The following is a 17,504-nucleotide window of genomic DNA, read 5'->3' on the forward strand; positions in this document are numbered from 1 at the left end:
CTTATAGCTGTACGCCGGAGAATGACATGAAGCCCAGCGACATCAGGCCGATGGTGATGAAGGTGATGCCCAGCCCCTGCAGTCCGTCTGGTACATCGCTGTACTTCAGCTTCTCGCGAATACCCGCCAGCAACGCAATGGCCAGCGCCCAGGACAAGCCCGAACCGACGCCATAGACAGTACTTTCCGCCAGGTTGTAATCACGCTCCACCATGAACAACGTGCCGCCCATGATGGCGCAGTTAACAGTGATCAGCGGCAGGAACACACCCAGAGCGTTATAGAGGCTCGGTACATACTTATCGAGCGTCATCTCGAGAATCTGCACGATGGCCGCAATCACGCCGATGTAGCTGAGCAACCCGAGGAAGCTCAGATCCACTTCAGGCAGACCAGCCCAGGACAGCGCACCGGCTTTGAGCAGATAGGTGTAGATCAGATTGTTGGCGGGGACGGTAATGGTCTGCACCACGATAACCGCGATACCCAGGCCGATCGCCGTCTCCACCTTCTTCGAGATTGCGATGAAGGTACACATGCCGAGAAAGAACGCCAGGGCCATGTTCTCGATGAACACGGCGCGGACGAACAGGCTGATGTAATGCTCCATTAATAAGCCTCCTTGTTCGAGACCTGAGGCGCCATCTTGAAGGACGGCTTCTCAACCTGATCCTTCTTCCAGGCGCGAATGCCCCAGATGAACAGACCGATGAGGAAGAACGCCGAAGGCGGCAGCAGCATCATGCCGTTAGGCAGGTACCAGCCACCATCATTGACTGCCGGGAAGATGGTATAGCCCATCAGCTTGCCGGCACCGAACAGCTCGCGAATGAAGCCAAGCGCAACCAGCATGGCGCTGTAACCCAGCCCGTTGCCGATCCCGTCAAAGAACGACAGAACGGGCGGGTTCTGCATGGCGAAGGCTTCGGCGCGACCCATGACGATACAGTTGGTAATGATCAGCCCGACGAATACCGACAGCTGCTTGGACAGCGAGTAGGCGAACGCCTTGAGCACCTGGTCAACGAGAATCACCAGCGAGGCGATGATCACCATCTGCACGATCATGCGGATCGAACTGGGTATCTGGCTGCGGATCATCGAAATGAACAGGTTGGAGAAGGCGCAGACCAGCGTCAGCGCCACCGACATCACCAATGCCGTGTTCAGGTTGGAGGTAACCGCCAGGGCCGAGCAGATTCCGAGAATTTGCAGGCCGATGGGGTTGTTGTTGAAGATCGGATCGAACAGAACTTGCTTGATAGTGGGTTGCGACATGCTCATGCCTCCCCTGTGCGCAGATTGGCGATAAAGGTGCCGAAGCCGTTTTCACCCAACCAGAATTGCAGCAGGTTGCTTACACCGTTGGTCGTGAGGGTTGCACCAGCCAGACCGTCGACCTGATGTTGAGCCCTCGGGCTTTGCGGGTCGACGTTACCCTTGACGATCTGTATCGCCAGCTTGTTGCTGTCATCGAACAGCTCCTTGCCTGGCCACAGACCGCGCCACTTCGGATTGTCGACTTCACCACCGAGACCGGGAGTCTCTGCGTGCTGGTAGAAGCCGAAGCCGGCAACGGTATCCAGATCACCCTGCACCGCCATGAAGCCATGAAGCGTGGACCACAAACCGTAGCCGCGAACCGGCAGGATCAGCCTGTCGATTTCACCCTCGCTCTGACCTTCAACGATATAAACGGTGCTGTAACGCTCACGGCGCTTGATCGAGGCAATGTCCTGCTCGCCAGGCAACGCCTGAGACAAGGCCGGGTCCTTCGCCGCTGCCAGCGGATCGAAGGTCTTGGCATCGAACTTGTCGCTGAACTTGCCGGTTTCCAGATCGACCAGGCGGGCCACAATACGCTCATCGAACAGCGCCTTGACCTGATTGCCGGACATGCCCGGCTGGCCCAGCCCGGCGATGGCCAGGATGTTGCGCTGCTTGTCCAGCAGGCGATTCTCATCCTGCACAGGACGCAGCGCCACGGCGGCGCCGGCTACGAAGATTGAGCACACCAGGCAGACCAACAGGGCTACCGTCAGCGTGCGAACGGTGGATTCTTTCTGACTAGACATTACGTGCCAGCCTCCGCTTGATATTGGCCTGAATGACGAAGTGATCGATCAGCGGCGCACACAGGTTGGCGAACAGGATCGCCAGCATCATGCCTTCCGGAAAGGCCGGGTTGACCACACGAATCAGCACAACCATTACACCGATCAGGATGCCGAACACCCACTTGCCGGTATTGGTCATGGAGGCGGACACCGGGTCGGTCGCCATGAAGATCAGACCGAAGGCAAATCCGCCCACCACCAGATGCCAGTACCAGGGCATGGCAAACAGAGGATTGGTGTCGGAGCCGATCAGGTTGAACAGGAAGCTCAGACCGATCATGCCGAGCATCACACCGGAAACGATGCGCCAGGATGCGATCTTGCTACCGATCAGGATTGCGCCGCCGATGAAGATTGCCAGCGTGCTGGTTTCACCAATGGAGCCGTGCACGGTGCCGATGAAAGCGTCCATCCAGGTGATGCCGTTGCCGATCACGTTTTCGATGCCGCCCACGAAACCAAGGCTCAGCGCGGTCGCACCGGAGAAACCATCCACGGCTGTCCACACTGCATCGCCGGACATCTGCGCCGGATAGGCGAAGAACAGGAAGGCACGCGCGGTGAGCGCCGGGTTGAGGAAGTTCTTGCCGGTACCACCGAAGATTTCCTTGCCGATTACCACACCGAAGCTGATACCCAACGCAACCTGCCACAGCGGGATGGTGGGCGGCAGGATCAGTGCAAACAGCACGGAGGTGACGAAGAAGCCCTCGTTGACCTCATGCTTGCGGATCGAAGCGAACAATACTTCCCAGAAACCGCCGGCAATGAAGGCCACCGCGTAGATCGGCAGGAAGTAGGCTGCACCCTGGATGAAGTTGTCCCAGAGGCTGTTCGGATCGAATCCGGCCAGCATGCCGATCAGACCGAAGCGCCAGCCATCCTGCGCCGCCAGTAGCTCGGGGCTCTGCGCGAAGATCAGGTTGGCCTGGTAGCCGGTGTTCCACATACCGAAGAACATCGCCGGAAAGGTACACAGCCAGACGGTGATCATCATGCGCTTGAGGTCGATGCCGTCGCGCACGTGAGCGGTGGTCTTGGTGACGCTACCGGGACGATAGAGGAACGTGTCTGCGGCTTCGTACAGTGCATACCACTTCTCGTACTTGCCGCCCTTTTCAAAATGATGCTCGATCTTGTCGAGGAATGCGCGAATGCCCATGCCTTACCCCTCCTTCTCGATGCGAGTCAAATTGTCCCGCAGGATCGGGCCGTATTCATATTTGCCGGCACAGACATAGCTGCACAGTGCCAGATCTTCCTCATCGAGCTCCAGGCAACCGAGCTTCTGCGCCACTTCGGTGTCGCCAACAATCAGCGCACGCAGCAACTGGGTCGGCAAAACGTCCAGCGGCATGATCTCTTCGTAGTTGCCCACCGGAACCATGGCGCGCGGGCTGCCATTGGTAGAGGTGGAAAACGCGAACTTCTTGCCCGCCATCAGCTTGGAGATATAGATATTGAGGATCGAATGCTTCTCGACGCCCGGGCGCATGTAATGGAGCATTTCGCGCTCCTTGCCCTCGCGCAGGCAGGACACCTGAACGTGGTAACGACCGAGATAGGCAAAAGCACCATGCGCGGTACGGCCTCCCAGCACCGAGCCGGAGATCACGCGATTGGCGCCAGGCTGCAGCTCACCGGCACTCAGCTCGTCCAGGTTGGCTCCCAGTCGAGTGCGCAACAGACGCGGACTCTCAACCACCGGACCGGCCAGCGATACGACGCGTTCAACCGAGATACGCCCGGTCGTGAACAGCTTGCCGATGGCGATCACGTCCTGATAACCGATGCTCCAGACACTCTTGCTGGCACTCACCGGATCGAGGAAATGGATGTGGGTACCAGTCAGGCCTGCAGGGTGCGGACCGGCGAAGGCTTCAGCCTGTACCTTGGCCAGGCTCTCTCCAGGCAGCGTGCTTTCCGGCGCCTTGCACAGGAATACCCTGGCCAGATTGCCGAGCACCTTGAGTCCCGCCTCGAAATCACTCGCCTGCTCACCGATGATCACAGCCGGATCGGCTGCCAGTGGATGGGTATCGATAGCGGTAACGAAAATCGAGTTGGGTGTTGCGTCTACCGCCGGCACCTTGCTGTACGGGCGGGTGCGCAGGGCTGTCCAGAGACCGGACTGCTGCAGGTTTTCACGCACCTGGGCGTCGCTCAGTGTCTCCAGCTCCGCATCGGCATACTGGCTGAACGTCAACTCATCCGCGCCGTCAAGGTCGATGACCACCGACTGCAACACACGCTTTTCACCGCGGTGGATGGCGCTGACCACACCCGCACCCGGTGCCGTGAAATGAACCCCCGGAGATTTCTTGTCGGAAAAGAGGATCTGCCCCAGCTTCACGCGATCACCGACCTGAACCTCCATGGTCGGTTTCATGCCTGGGTAATCAAACCCTATTACGGCGACGCTTCGCACGGGCCTTGCGGCCTCGATACGCTGCGCCGGCGCACCTGTAATGGGCAAATCAAGCCCACGTTTTATATTGATCATCGGCCCGCCTAACCACTGATTTTCAGAACTTGGGAACCCCGACGACTAGCGAAAAGTCCAATTGCTGAACACGCGCCAATAGGATCACTGGCGCGACGCTATGTCGCGGAATGTAGAAATCCGCCCGATTATAAGGGTCGCCAGCCTTAACTGGCCACCCAAGTACTTTCAATTTTTGACTGGCGACAAGCGCATCCTGCCAAATAGGCAACTGAGGGTCGGCGCTACACAGCAAACCCGGCCAGTTACAGCTTGCAGCACCCTCAGCGCAACCCTTCCCCACTCCGCCACAAATACCCTGAGAGGGTCCTGCCATGCCCTTCAACGCGACCTACGCCATCGATACCCCCACACGCACCGAAGTGGATGCACTGGCGGGTTTCACGCTAGTGGAATTCGGAACAGCCTGGTGCGGTCATTGCCAGGCAGTGCAACCCCACCTTGCCGCTGCGATGAACGAACAGGAGATCCGCCACCTGAAGATTGAGGATGGTCCAGGCCGCCCACTGGGTCGCTCGTTCCGGGTCAAACTCTGGCCGACACTGATTTTGCTGCACCAGGGCGAAGAGCTGGCACGGCTGGTTCGCCCGACAAATGCGCAGGCCATCCGCGAAGCACTCCGTCTTGCATCCAGCAGCGACAGCGATGACATGGCATAATCAGCCCCCTGTATGACCAACCGAAATCCATTTATGCCTCACGAAAACCAAGGCCTACGCCTGTACGGCATCAAGGCGTGCGACACGATGAAGAAGGCCCGCACCTGGCTCGACCAGCAGGGTCTGGATTACCACTTCCATGATTACAAGAGCGCCGGCATCGATCTCGCGCATCTGCAGGCGTGGTGCGAGGAGCACGGCTGGCAAACCCTTCTCAATCGTGCCGGCACCACGTTTCGCAAGCTTGACGATGAGCAGAAGAACGGCCTCGACCAGGCCAAGGCCATTGAACTGATGCTCGCGCAGCCTTCGATGATCAAGCGTCCGGTGCTCGATATCGGCGACAGAACGCTGGTTGGCTTCAAGCCCGATCTCTACGCTGCCGCGCTGGCCGGAAACAACTGAGCGCGCGACGCAAGCGACCCGACAAAAAAGGATTTCTCATGAACAACACGCTTTTCAGCCTCGCCTTCGGCGTCGGCACTCAAAACCGCCAGGGCAGTTGGCTCGAAGTTTTCTATGCGCAGCCGCTGCTGCAACCCGCCCCGGAACTGATCGCGGCCATCGCGCCTGTACTGGGTTACGAGGGCGGCAACCAGGCCATTGCCATCAGCATCTCTCAGGCTGCCGAACTGGCCGATGCAATCAAGCCGCAGGATGCCGCCCAGCATGCGCTGCTGACTCGCCTTGCCGAGAGCCAGCGCCCGCTGGTGGTCACGCTGCTGGAAAGCGATGCCGCGCCGACAACCACACCCGAGGCCTACCTTAAGCTTCAGCTGCTGTCTCACCGCCTGGCCAGACCGCATCAGCTGAATCTGTCTGGCATCTTTGCCCTGCTGCCCAATGTCGCCTGGACCAACCAGGGAGCCGTGGACCTAGGTGAACTGGCCGAGCGCCAGCTCGAAGCACGCCTCAAGGGCTACCTGCTGGAAGTGACCTCCGTCGACAAATTCCCCAAGATGACCGATTACGTGGTTCCAACCGGGGTTCGCATCGCCGATAGCGCACGCATCCGTCTGGGCGCCTACATCGGTGAAGGCACCACGGTCATGCATGAAGGTTTCGTCAATTTCAATGCCGGCACCGAAGGTCCCGGCATGATCGAAGGACGCGTTTCGGCAGGCGTCTTCGTCGGCAAGGGCTCGGACCTCGGTGGCGGCTGTTCCACCATGGGCACCCTGTCCGGTGGCGGCAACATCGTCATCTCCGTGGGCGAAGGCTGCCTGATCGGCGCCAATGCCGGGATCGGTATTCCCCTCGGTGACCGCAATACTGTGGAGTCGGGCCTGTACATCACCGCCGGCACCAAGGTGAACCTGCTCGATGAACAGGGCGAGCTGGTCAAGGTGATCAAGGCACGCGAACTGGCCGGCCAGAACGACCTGCTGTTCCGTCGCAACTCCCTGAGCGGCGCCGTGGAATGCAAAACCCACAAATCCGCCATCGAGTTGAACGAAGCGCTGCACGCGCACAACTGACAGAGGAGTAGCCAAGCTGCGAGCGCCATGCTGCAGGCGGCCTGGAAAGGACGGCCTGCAGTTCACTTGCAGCTGGAAGCTTGCAGCTTATGGCTCTGATTTCCCCCTGGCGTTCCGACTTCCCCGCCCTGGCCATTCTCGAAGCCCAGGGACAAACTTATCTTGATAGCGCTGCCACCTCGCAGAAACCCCAAGCACTGATTGACGCGCTGACCGGCTACTACACCAGCGGCACCGCCAACGTGCATCGCGCCCAGCACCAGGCCGCCGAGCGGACGACGCGGGCCTTCGAGAAGGCGCGGGTCAAGGTGGCGCACTGGCTGAACGCCCGCAGCCCCACCGAAATCGTCTTTACGCACGGCGCGACCGAGGCGCTGAACCTGCTGGCCTACGGACTGGAACACCTGCTGCAGCCGGATGATGAAATAGTCGTCAGCGCACTCGAACACCACGCCAACCTGCTGCCCTGGCAACAGCTGGCCAGGCGGCGTGGCGCCAGACTGGTGGTATTGCCACTGGACGCGGATGGCCTGATCGATCTGCACAGCGCTACAGAATTGATCGGCCCGCGCACACGCCTGCTCGCCGTCAGCCAGCTGTCCAACGTCCTGGGCGCCTGGCAACCCCTGGCGCAGCTGTTGCCGCTGGCCAAGACCCAGGGCGCACTGACTATCGTCGACGGCGCCCAGGGCGTGGTGCACGGTCGCCATGACATGCAGGCACTGGCCTGTGACTTCTATGTATTCTCCAGCCACAAGCTTTATGGACCCGAGGGGGTCGGCGCACTGTATGGCCGCGGCGAATCCCTGCTCAAGCTCGACCACTGGCAGTACGGCGGCGAAATGGTCCGGGTAGCGGACTTCCAGAGCGCCGAATTCCACGCCGCGCCACTGGGTTTCGAGGCCGGGACCCCACCCATCGGCGCCGTGATCGGCCTTGGCGCGACCCTGGATTACCTGTCGAGGCTGGACGCCACAAGCGTAGCCGCTCATGAGCATAAACTTCACGAACAGCTGCTGACCGGCTTGGTTGCCCGTCCCGGCGTACAGCTTCTGGGCCAACCCCAGACGGCGCTGGCCAGCTTTACCGTCAACGGCATTCATCATGGCGATCTGGCGCATCTGCTGACCGAACAGGGCATCGCCGTGCGTAGCGGAAGCCACTGTGCACAGCCGCTGATGAAGACCCTGGGTATCGAGGGGGCCATTCGCGTATCGCTCGGCCTGTACAACGACGGTGACGACTTGCAGCGCTTCTTTACCGCACTGGATCGTGCTCTGGAGCTGCTGCTGTGAACAACCTGCCGGCTGCCGCGCACGACGCCCTGGAGGAATTCCAGCAGGCCGACAGCTGGGAGCAACGCGCACGCCTGCTGATGCAATGGGGCGACCGGCTGGAGCCGGTCGATATAAGCGAGCGCAACGAAACCACTCTGGTAAGCGGCTGCGAAAGCCGGGTATGGCTGATCGGTGACAGGCAGAATAACCATTGGCATTTCCGCGCCACCAGCGAAGCACGCCTGCTGCGCGGGCTGCTTGCCGTTCTGCTCGCGCGCGTCAACGGGATCGACAGTAACCAGTTGCAGCAGCTCGAAGTCGCACACTGGTTCGAGCAACTCGGCCTGTCCAGACACCTGTCGCCTTCACGCAGCAACGGCATGAACGCGGTGCTGGAACGCATACGCCGCATCAGCCGACAAATCGATTAACACACCGGATAGCCAGAGACCGCCGCCTGGATTAGCCGAAGGTGTAGATCACCCCATGAGCTTGAGCGCAGTCTTGGCTACCAGTTCGCCCTGATAGCGCGCGATGGTCAGCTCCTTGGCAGAGGGCTGACGCGTACCATCGCCACCGGCGATGGTCGAGGCGCCATAGGGCGTGCCTCCGTTGGTTTCGGAAATATCGAAGAACTCCCCAATACCGTAGCCGGTCGGCACGATGATCATCCCGTGGTGAGCCAAAGTGGTCCAGGTTGAGGTAATGGTCATCTCCTGGCCGCCACCGGTACCGGTCGAGGTGAACACGCTGGCAACCTTACCGTGCAGCGACCCTTTGGCCCAGAGCCCGCCGGTCTGGTCAAGGAAGTTGCGCATCTGCCCGGACATGTTGCCGAAGCGCGTAGGCGTACCGAAGATAATGGCGTCGTATTCAGGCAGTTCACTCGGCCTGGCAACCGGCGCGGCCTGATCGGTCTTGCCGCCGGCATTCTTGAAGGCCTCGTCGGGCATGGTTTCCGGCACCCGCTTGATGGTCACTTCGGCACCCTGGACACTGCGCGCGCCTTCGGCAATGGCGTTGGCCATGGTTTCGATATGGCCATACATGGAATGGTAGAGCACGAGAATCTTCGCCATTTTTTCTTCCTCTTTGATCAGTTCAGGTTCAATTGTCGGTCCGCTCATCGCGCATCCACCAGCACCACTTCGCTGTCTTCCAGCGCTTTGACGCTCAGCAGTGCCTCATCACGCACCGCCACGCCGTCACCTCTGGCAGCAATGACATCGCCGACTTCAATCCGCCCACTGGCAGCTACCAGATAGACCTTTCTGCCAGCAGCAATCGCATATTCGGCAACCTGACCCGCGGAAAGTGTCGCAGCCACCAAACGCGCATCTGCACGGATCGGCAAGACATCGGCGTCACCTTCGATGCCACTGGCCAGGGTGACAAAGGCGCCGGAGCGCTCGCCACGCGGGAAGGGCCGGGTACCCCAACTCGGCGGCAACCCGCTTCGATCAGGGTAGATCCATATCTGGAAGAGTTCGCAGGTTTCGTCTTCCTGATTGAACTCACTGTGGGCAATGCCGGTGCCGGCGCTCATCACTTGCACGTCGCCTGCCACAGTACGGCCACGGTTGCCGAGACTGTCCTCATGGCTGATGGCACCCTTGCGCACATAGGTGATGATTTCCATGTCGCGATGCGGGTGGGCAGGAAAACCCGAATGGGGTGCGATGCAGTCGTCATTCCACACGCGCAACCGGCCCCAGTGCATGCGCAGCGGATCGTGGTAGTCGGCGAAGGAAAAATGGTAACGGGTATCGAGCCAGCCGTGATTTGAATGGCCCAGCTCGGCACGGGGACGTAAGTCGATCATCGATTGCAGCCTCGTTCGCGTGATGCAGGCCCTTTTTTCAAAAGGGGCCTGACCTGTGATGGAAACCATCTTCTATCGAACGAGAGGCACTATGGATGCATTTTATTGCAGCAATATATCGATTAACCCGATGTATTGAAGGCGACGCCCGGCATCACCCAAGCGTCAGCGGCAGGAACAAGGCAATCAGAATGCCCAGCAGGCTCATGCCCAGCGCCGCGAACGCACCGCACTCGTCGCCCTCCTCCAGTGCGCGCGCCGTACCGATGGCATGGGCGTTGATGCCGTAGCTCAGGCCGCGCGCAGCTGGATGATTGACGCCCGCCCAGCCCAGCATCAGTGGCCCCAGCGCCGTTCCAATGACACCGGTGAGCATCACGAAAACCGCCGCCAGCGAGGCAACACCGCCAATCTGCTCGGCTGCCAGCATGGCTATCGGCATGGTTGCCGCCTTGGGCGCCAGGCTCATCAGCACCGCCATATCGGCACCCATGAAACCGGAAATTAGCAACGTCAGCCCCACGCAGAGCACGCCGCCGACGCACAGGGTGATCACGATCGGCCAGAACAGTTGCCGGATACGACGCAGATGGCGGTACAAGGGAATCGCCAGTGCCACAGTGGCAGGGCCGACCAGGATGGCGATCATCGAAGCGCCCTCGCGATAGGTCTGGTAGTCCAGGCCGCTCAGATACAGCACCGACACCACCAGCAGCATCCCGATCATCACCGGTTGCAGCACCAACCAGCCACTGCGCCGGTACAGCGCCAGCGCCAGCTGGAAGGCAACCAGCGTCAGGCCCGCCGAGAACAGCGGATGCTCCAGCGTCAGCCGCCAGACCGTAGCCAGGTCGAAGGTGCTCATGCCTGATCCTCCTGCTTACGCTCCATGCGACGGATCAGCGCCTGCATCAGCCAGCCGCAGAACGGCACGGTGATGACCAGCGACAGCACCAGGCCAACAGCAATGGCCGGCAAATCGGCCAGCAGCGCGTCACTGCTGGTGATGATGCCCGCCGCAGGAACAATCAGTAGCAGCGGCAGGTATTGCAACAGCAACGCAGTGGTCTTCTCCAGCGACTCGGGAATGCTCCGACGCACCAGCAGGGCAACAAACAGCAGCACCATGCCGATGATGGGACCGGGCAGCGCCGGTAACAGCAGAAGGTTTATGACACTGCCAAGCAACTGCAGCAGGATCAGCCAGGTCAGGCCTTTGAGAATCATGTCGATGTTCCTTGGACGTCAGGCAGAACGGAGAAGAGTCGGCAACCTTTGCCGAAAAGGCGGCTGCGAATCGCACAGCGCGACATCTTCGCATAGCGAAACGCCGGACTATCGCCCGACGCGCCCTGGTTAAACAGGTGCAGATGCAGTCTAAAAATACGGATCAGTTGCAACTTCCACACAAGCCGTTGACGCAGATCAGGATAGATAACACAGGTTTCTGAAAGCGCTTTCAGAATCCATCTGATCCGCATTTTTCATAAACAGCTGAGCCTGTTACACAAGCATCACTCCATTGATCATTCACCCCGTCTGAAAGTCTGATGGGGTGACGCAATGAGCGAACGAATTACTGCCAGGATCATCGACAGTGTTGATCCGGCCAAGCCCATACGGCTGACACCTGCCCAGGCTGGCGGGCCGATTCATACCCGCAGCTTCAACGGGCTGTTTCGCAATCTGCGACTGTTTGGCACAGGTCTTTTGTTTCTGCTCTATTTCGGTACGGTCTGGCTGGACTGGAACGGACGGCAAGCGGTGCTCTGGGACATTGGAAAACAGCAGTTCCATATTTTCGGCGCGACATTCTGGCCACAGGATTTCATGTTGCTCTCGGCGCTGCTGATCATCGCTGCCTTCGGCCTGTTCTTCATCACCGTACTGGCAGGTCGCGTCTGGTGTGGCTATGCCTGTCCACAAAGCACCTGGACCTGGATTTTCATGTGGGCCGAAAAGGTTACCGAAGGTGATCGTAGCCAGCGGATCAAGCTGGACGCCGCATCCTGGTCGGTCGAAAAGACTGCACGCCGCGCAGCCAAGCACGTGCTCTGGCTCGCGGTAAGCCTGGCCACTGCCCTGACCTTTGTCGGCTACTTCACACCCGTCCGGGAGCTGGTGCAGGACATGCTCACGCTGGAGTTGGGTCTGACGGCCGGCTTCTGGCTGTTTTTCTTCACCGCCGCCACCTACCTCAACGCCGGCTGGCTACGTGAACAGGTCTGCCTGCACATGTGCCCCTATTCGCGCTTTCAGAGCGTGATGTTCGATGCCGATACGCTGGTGGTTTCCTACGACACAGCCCGGGGCGAACAGCGCGGCGCACGCCGCAAGGACAGCGATCGGCAGGCGCAAGGTCTGGGTGACTGCATCGATTGCACGTTGTGCGTGCAGGTCTGCCCCACCGGCATCGACATCCGTGACGGCCTGCAGCTCGACTGCATTAGCTGCGGCGCCTGCATCGATGCCTGCAATGACGTCATGGACAAGATGAACTATCCGCGGGGTCTGCTGCGCTATACCTCCGAACGCGCCCTGCAAGGCGGCAGAACCCGCCTGCTGCGCCCACGCCTGATCGGTTACGCGGCGGCGCTGCTGCTGATGTTCGGCGCCTTCGGCTGGGCATTGGACGAACGGCCCCTGCTCTCGCTGGATGTCACCAAGGACCGCACCCTGTACCGCGAGAACAGTCAGGGCCAGATCGAGAACATGTACAGCCTCAAGATCATCAACAAGACCCAGCAGCATCGTGAGTATGGCGTGTCGCTTGGCGAAGGCCCGTTCATGCTGCATGGCCGACGTGAAGTCAGCCTGGCGCCGGGAGAAATCATCAACCTGCCGCTGAGCGTAGCGCTGATCGATAGCGAAAAGTCCCGGGGGCTGAGTCACGCCCTGCAGTTCGAGGTGCGCGATCTGGACGATCCGGTCAGCATGGTGCGCGCCGGCAGTACGTTTATCGCGCCGACCAACCGCTGATAAGCATGGGCCAATCCAGCCTGCTGAAGTATCGTCCTCCGGCAATGCCGCATCGAGTCCGGACACGATGAAACGCTACGAGAAATTTGCTGATGAAATTGCCGAACTGATTCGCACCGGCGTGCTGGTGCCGGGGGAAAAGGTACCCTCGGTCCGCCACGCCAGCCGCACCTACGGCGTCAGTCCGTCCACCGTCTTCCAGGCGTATTACCTGCTGGAAGACCGCGGACTGATCCAGGCACGGGCACGCTCGGGGTATTTTGTCCGCGAGCATGCCAAGCGTCCGTTGCATGAGCCGGATATCAGTCTGCGCCCTGCCGAAACCACCGAAGTTGGCGTCAGCGAACTGGTGTTCTCGGTACTCGGCTCGTTACGTAACCCCGATACCGTGCCCTTCGGTTCAGCCTTTCCCAGCGCCGACCTGTTTCCACTGCAGCGCCTTGCCCGTTCGATGGCGCAAAGCGTGCGCGACATGCCGACGCGTGAAGTGATCAGCGAGATGACCACCGGCAATCCGGACCTGCTGCGACAGATTGCCCTGCGCTACATGGTCGGTGGCGTGAAGCTGCCGATGGAAGAGCTGGTGATTACCACTGGCGCCATGGAGGCGCTGAACCTCTGTCTGCAGGTAGTCACCGAGCCGGGCGACCTCGTCGCCATCGAGGCGCCGGCCTTCTATGCGACGCTACAGGTGCTGGAGCGCCTCAAGCTCAAAGCGGTGGAGATCCCGGTCCATCCACGGGAAGGCATTGATCTGGAGGTGCTCGCCGGTAGCCTCTCAAGCTTGCCAATCAAGGCCTGCTGGTTCATGAGCAGCCTGCAGAACCCGCTGGGCGCCAGCATGGGCGAAGAGAAAAAGCGACAACTCTACGATCTGCTGCACCTCCATCAGGTGCCGCTGATCGAGGATGATGTCTATGCCGAGCTGTATTTCACCCGCGAACCGCCAAAACCCGTCAAGAGCCAGGATCGCGACGGGCTGGTGATGCACTGCGGGTCCTTTTCCAAGAGCCTGGCGCCGGGCTATCGGGTCGGCTGGGTCGCGGGTGGGCGCTATGCCGAGCAAATCAGTCGACTCAAGCTGATGACCACCATTTCCCCTTCGATCCCGGCGCAGGCGGCCATTGCCGACTATCTGCAACATGGCGGCTACGACCGCCATTTGCGCAAGCTACGCCATGCCCTGGAGATGCAGCAGGGCGCCATGCTGGCCTCTGCAGCGCGCCACTTTCCGGCCAGTACGCGGGTCACACGACCCAGCGGTGGCTACTTTCTCTGGTTCGAGTTCCCTGAGCAGGTGGACTCGCTGCAACTGCTGCAGCTGGCCCTTGCCCAGGGCATCAGCCTGGCTCCCGGTCCGATCTTCTCTGCGACGCAGCGCTTTCGCAATTGCGCACGACTGAACCACGGCCATCCCTGGGACGCGCGCAGCGAAAAGGCCATGGAGCTGCTCGGGCGGATGCTCAAGGCGTTCTGAACGAAACCACAGGGCCGAACGCATTCGGCCCTGCATTCAAGGTTTGGTCAGCACAGTGCCGGCGGTCAGGGTGGGGGCAACGGGCTCCGCCGGCGGCTGACATACCCGGGTTGCGCTCTGCAGGTAAGGCTGCAGGATGGGTACCATGCCCTTGAGCACTTGCACCGGCAGGGCCGAGGTGAAGCGAAAGCTGTCCGCGCGACGCCCTGGCACATAGGCCGTCAGGGTGCCGAAGTGGTTCGGCCCGAGAAAGAACACGAAGGTGGCGGTGCGATTCAGCGCCAAAGAGCTGATCAGGCGGCCATCACTGGCGACGGTCTGAATGCGGTTGTCGCCCGTACCGGTCTTGCCGCCCACGCGCAGAGGCTCGCCATCGGCCTGCAGGAAACTGCCACGCAGGCGACGGCCAGTGCCCTCCTCGACCACACTGTGCAGCGCCGCACGCAAGGCCGCCGCCACTTCGCTCGGCAGCACCCGCTCGCCAGCTTCCGAGCTGATACCCAGGCGCGTCTCGTAGGGGGTATCGCCGGCGAAATGCAGGCTGTCGATCCGTACACTCGGCAGCCGCACCCCGTCGTTGACGATGATGCCCATCAGCTCCGCCAGTGCAGCCGGGCGATCACCGGAGCTGCCCAGCGCCGTGGCCAGCGAAGGTACCAGATGCTCGAAGGGATAGCCCAGGCGCTGCCAGCGACGATGGATGTCGGTGAAGGCTTCCACTTCAAGCATGATCCGGATGCGGCTGTCGCGGGCACTCTTGTGACGGCTGCGGAACAACCAGCCATAAACCTCCTGCCGCTCGCTGGCACTGGCCGCGATGGCCTCGCTGATGCCAGCCTCGGGATACCTGATCAGATAACCGAGCAGCCACAGATCCAGCGGATGGACGCGGGCGATATAGCCCTGATCCGGCAGGCTGTAAGCGCCGGGGCCATAGCGGTCATACAGCAGTGCGAGCGCCGTATCGCCCAGCGCGGCATCCGGCAGGCGCGCCGTGAGGAAACGGTCGAAGGTAGCCCGGTCGGCATCCGGCATTAGATAGCGATGGACGGCAGCCAGGCGAGATGCGGTAGGCCGCATGCCATCGAGGAATACTTCGATGCGCTCATCGGCACTCTTGCCCCGGTATTTTTTCCAGAACCGCAGCAGGAACACGGAGCCCTCGCGATCGGCGAAACGCTGCAGATATTCACTGCGCTGCGGGTTGTCATCACTCTTCAACAACTCGACGCCGTTGGCCGTCTGGTAAGTGCTGTAGCCCACCAGATCGCGCATCAGGCGTACGAACGGCAGGTTGATCGACTCCTGCAGGGCTTCGCGCATGGTGGGCAGACGGCTGTCGTCCTCGCGCCGGAAGTTGCTGAAGTTGTGCATGCCGGCACCGGTAAAGAAGCGCTCGCCGGGGCTGGCCGAATAGCGTCGCTCAAGCGCCGCCTCGAGCATCGACGGCAGACTGGGTTCGCGCGTCCGGCTCAGATAACCCAGAGCCCAGCGCGTCAGCGGGTCATGGGCTCGTACCTTGAGCAACTCGTCGCGGCTCAGCTGGGCATGACGCTCATACAGCTCGGCGATGACTTCCAGGTAGGTAGTCAGCACGCGCAGCTTGGCCGTAGAACCCAGCTCCAGCTTGCTGCCCTCGTTGATATCAAAGGGCTGGTTGGTGTTATCGGTTTGCACCCGTACGCGAAAACCCTGCCCGCCACGCTCGAACAGGGTGAAACTGTAGCGGACATAGGCGGTGCGCTCCGGCGACAGCATCCGCTCCCCGAACAGCCCGGCCTCACCGGCGAATTCGGGCTCGGCCAGGCGCTCAAGATAGGTGCTGACCTGACTTTGCAGCTCACCATGCAACGGCGTGGTTGCCGTCAGATCGAGGCGATCGAGCTCATACAGCGATACGCCCAGCAGATTGCTCAGGCGCATTCGTGCGGCGCTGATGCCCTTGTTCGCGGCCACCTCGCGGATACCCGGTTCACGTCGCAGATCACGGAACACGACCTGCTGTTGCAGAGCCGCATCACGCAGCCGGGTATCGATCACACCACCGCTGGCCAGCACACGAAGATGGCTGTCGGTGAGTTCGGCCAGCGCGTCGCGCCCCGAGAGGAGATAGTAGGACGGACGGCGCTGGGCGATCAGCAGGGAGAGCACCTGGCGCAGCGCCAGGCCCTGGGCGTCGAGAGATGTCCCGGCATTGCGGCGTGAATCGAGTAGCCGGTTGATCTCGGCGAAGTCGGCGCCGAACCAGAGCCGCAGCCCATCGGCGATACCATGCACTTCGCCGTGACCGAAGGCGGCAGACAATGGCACGCTGTTGAGGTAATCGCGCACGATGTGCTGACGTGCATCCATCGTCAGCTGGCCCCGGCTATAAGCCCGCACACTGGCGGAAACCATCTGCCGGAGCTTTTCTTCAGCACTGCCCGTACGGCCTTCAGGCGAGTGCCGGTATTTCTCCACCTGAGTCGCCAGCGTACTGCCGCCAGCCGCTTGCACCGGCAGACCAAGCTGCCGTTCCACCTGGGTGATGGCCGCCCGGGTGAAGCGCGGCCAGTCCACGGCCGGATTGGCACGCGGGCGTCCGGCATCAAGTAACCCGCGATCCTCGATAAACAACAAGCTCATGGCCACCACAGGCGGCACATCGTCGAAGGTTTCGTAGTACTGATGCGGGTAACGGTTGGCGTACAGCGGCTCCCCACGGCAGTCGTCAATGCTCAGTCCGGCCTGGAACTTCTCCGGATAGGGCACGAAGAAGCCCCGGCTGACGTATCGCTGCAATGCCGGCGAAAATCGCACCTGTTGTTCGATGGCAAAGCCGCTGGCCGTAAGCCGTTCCAAAAATCCCGGCAGTTGCGCATAGCCCAGACGGCGATCAAAAGGGCCGGCATCGGGGAAAAGAATGCTGGGACTGGCGCCGGGCTTGAGCTGGTAATCGAGATTGTCGGCGTAACGGCTCAGCCATAGTGCCTGCAGCTTGGAACTGTGCATTTCATGCCAGGCTGCATAGCCGCCACCAGCCAGTAGGGAAACAACCAGCAACCAGCCCATACGGCGCGCCAGTCGGCGACCGCTGCTGGTTTTCTTTCCCGCCTTGCCTGGTACTGGCGCACGCTTGCCATTACCCGCACGGGATCTATCGGACCGCCATACTGCGCCCATTGTTTTCGGCCTGGCTTCCTGGGGGATTCA

Annotated in this window: 17 protein-coding genes; 7 read left to right on the top strand and 10 right to left on the bottom strand. The window is 60.9% G+C overall.

Translation table 11 applies throughout. The features are described 5' to 3' along the window. Position 1 precedes the first annotated feature (1 nt). The 5 genes from nqrE to NAV32_RS03700 are packed head-to-tail and all read right to left on the bottom strand — an operon-like array spanning position 2 to position 4,620. Positions 2-610, bottom strand: a complete 609-nt coding sequence (nqrE, locus tag NAV32_RS03680; protein WP_122165194.1) for an NADH:ubiquinone reductase (Na(+)-transporting) subunit E — start codon at positions 608-610, stop codon at positions 2-4. Then, positions 610-1,284 (bottom strand): NADH:ubiquinone reductase (Na(+)-transporting) subunit D, encoded by a 675-nt coding sequence (locus NAV32_RS03685; RefSeq protein WP_256051432.1) that lies wholly within the window; start codon positions 1,282-1,284, stop codon positions 610-612. The genes nqrE and NAV32_RS03685 overlap by 1 nt, the downstream gene beginning before the upstream one ends. Next, entirely contained in the window at positions 1,281-2,075 is a 795-nt protein-coding gene (locus NAV32_RS03690; RefSeq protein WP_256051433.1) for a Na(+)-translocating NADH-quinone reductase subunit C, read from the bottom strand. Before NAV32_RS03690 ends, NAV32_RS03685 begins: the two co-directional genes overlap by 4 nt. Continuing rightward, positions 2,068-3,279 carry an NADH:ubiquinone reductase (Na(+)-transporting) subunit B gene (locus tag NAV32_RS03695; protein ID WP_256051434.1) on the bottom strand — a complete coding sequence of 404 codons (1,212 nt, stop codon included), beginning with the start codon at positions 3,277-3,279 and terminating at the stop codon, positions 2,068-2,070. The genes NAV32_RS03690 and NAV32_RS03695 overlap by 8 nt, the downstream gene beginning before the upstream one ends. A gap of 3 nt (positions 3,280-3,282) precedes the next feature. Then, a complete protein-coding gene (locus NAV32_RS03700) occupies positions 3,283-4,620 on the bottom strand; it encodes a Na(+)-translocating NADH-quinone reductase subunit A (RefSeq protein ID WP_256051435.1) in 1,338 nt (445 codons plus the stop codon). A gap of 314 nt (positions 4,621-4,934) precedes the next feature. On the opposite strand from NAV32_RS03700, the gene NAV32_RS03705 reads away from it, so the two are divergent. The 5 genes from NAV32_RS03705 to NAV32_RS03725 all read left to right on the top strand — a co-directional run bounded on the left by NAV32_RS03705 (position 4,935) and on the right by NAV32_RS03725 (position 8,465). Beyond that, the gene (locus tag NAV32_RS03705) at positions 4,935-5,279 is read left to right on the top strand and encodes a thioredoxin family protein (RefSeq protein ID WP_256051436.1); all 345 of its coding nucleotides are present in this window, start codon (positions 4,935-4,937) and stop codon (positions 5,277-5,279) included. 33 nt (positions 5,280-5,312) lie between these two features. After that, positions 5,313-5,684: an ArsC family reductase gene (locus NAV32_RS03710; protein WP_256051437.1), complete on the top strand. Its 372-nt coding sequence runs from the start codon at positions 5,313-5,315 to the stop codon at positions 5,682-5,684. A gap of 38 nt (positions 5,685-5,722) precedes the next feature. Further along, the gene (gene dapD / locus NAV32_RS03715) at positions 5,723-6,757 is read left to right on the top strand and encodes a 2,3,4,5-tetrahydropyridine-2,6-dicarboxylate N-succinyltransferase (protein ID WP_256051438.1); all 1,035 of its coding nucleotides are present in this window, start codon (positions 5,723-5,725) and stop codon (positions 6,755-6,757) included. An 89-nt stretch (positions 6,758-6,846) separates the two neighbouring features. After that, entirely contained in the window at positions 6,847-8,052 is a 1,206-nt protein-coding gene (locus tag NAV32_RS03720) for an aminotransferase class V-fold PLP-dependent enzyme (protein ID WP_256051439.1), read from the top strand. Beyond that, positions 8,049-8,465, top strand: a complete 417-nt coding sequence (locus NAV32_RS03725) for a SufE family protein (RefSeq protein ID WP_256051440.1) — start codon at positions 8,049-8,051, stop codon at positions 8,463-8,465. The genes NAV32_RS03720 and NAV32_RS03725 overlap by 4 nt, the downstream gene beginning before the upstream one ends. Before the next feature lie 48 nt (positions 8,466-8,513). Here NAV32_RS03725 and wrbA read toward each other — a convergent pair whose 3' ends face one another. The 4 genes from wrbA to NAV32_RS03745 form a co-directional block, all read right to left on the bottom strand. After that, positions 8,514-9,113 (bottom strand): NAD(P)H:quinone oxidoreductase, encoded by a 600-nt coding sequence (gene wrbA / locus NAV32_RS03730; RefSeq protein WP_256051441.1) that lies wholly within the window; start codon positions 9,111-9,113, stop codon positions 8,514-8,516. A gap of 44 nt (positions 9,114-9,157) precedes the next feature. After that, on the bottom strand, positions 9,158-9,856 hold the full coding sequence (locus NAV32_RS03735; RefSeq protein ID WP_256051442.1) for a pirin family protein: 699 nt from the start codon (positions 9,854-9,856) through the stop codon (positions 9,158-9,160). 154 nt (positions 9,857-10,010) lie between these two features. Continuing rightward, positions 10,011-10,721: an LrgB family protein gene (locus NAV32_RS03740; protein ID WP_256051443.1), complete on the bottom strand. Its 711-nt coding sequence runs from the start codon at positions 10,719-10,721 to the stop codon at positions 10,011-10,013. Next, positions 10,718-11,083 carry a CidA/LrgA family protein gene (locus NAV32_RS03745; RefSeq protein ID WP_256051444.1) on the bottom strand — a complete coding sequence of 122 codons (366 nt, stop codon included), beginning with the start codon at positions 11,081-11,083 and terminating at the stop codon, positions 10,718-10,720. The genes NAV32_RS03740 and NAV32_RS03745 overlap by 4 nt, the downstream gene beginning before the upstream one ends. 336 nt (positions 11,084-11,419) lie before the next feature. On the opposite strand from NAV32_RS03745, the gene ccoG reads away from it, so the two are divergent. Both ccoG and mapR read left to right on the top strand, forming a co-directional pair. Then, on the top strand, positions 11,420-12,835 hold the full coding sequence (gene ccoG / locus NAV32_RS03750; protein ID WP_256051445.1) for a cytochrome c oxidase accessory protein CcoG: 1,416 nt from the start codon (positions 11,420-11,422) through the stop codon (positions 12,833-12,835). Positions 12,836-12,902: 67 nt separating this feature from the next. Then, positions 12,903-14,312, top strand: coding sequence for a GntR family transcriptional regulator MpaR (gene mapR / locus NAV32_RS03755; RefSeq protein WP_256051446.1), 1,410 nt, complete (start codon positions 12,903-12,905; stop codon positions 14,310-14,312). Between the two features lie 36 nt (positions 14,313-14,348). On the opposite strand, the gene NAV32_RS03760 is transcribed toward mapR, so the two are convergent. After that, positions 14,349-17,474 carry a transglycosylase domain-containing protein gene (locus NAV32_RS03760; protein ID WP_256051447.1) on the bottom strand — a complete coding sequence of 1,042 codons (3,126 nt, stop codon included), beginning with the start codon at positions 17,472-17,474 and terminating at the stop codon, positions 14,349-14,351. Positions 17,475-17,504 lie beyond the last annotated feature (30 nt).

The organism is Stutzerimonas stutzeri, assembly GCF_024448695.1.
In the GTDB taxonomy this organism is placed as follows: domain Bacteria; phylum Pseudomonadota; class Gammaproteobacteria; order Pseudomonadales; family Pseudomonadaceae; genus Stutzerimonas; species Stutzerimonas stutzeri_T.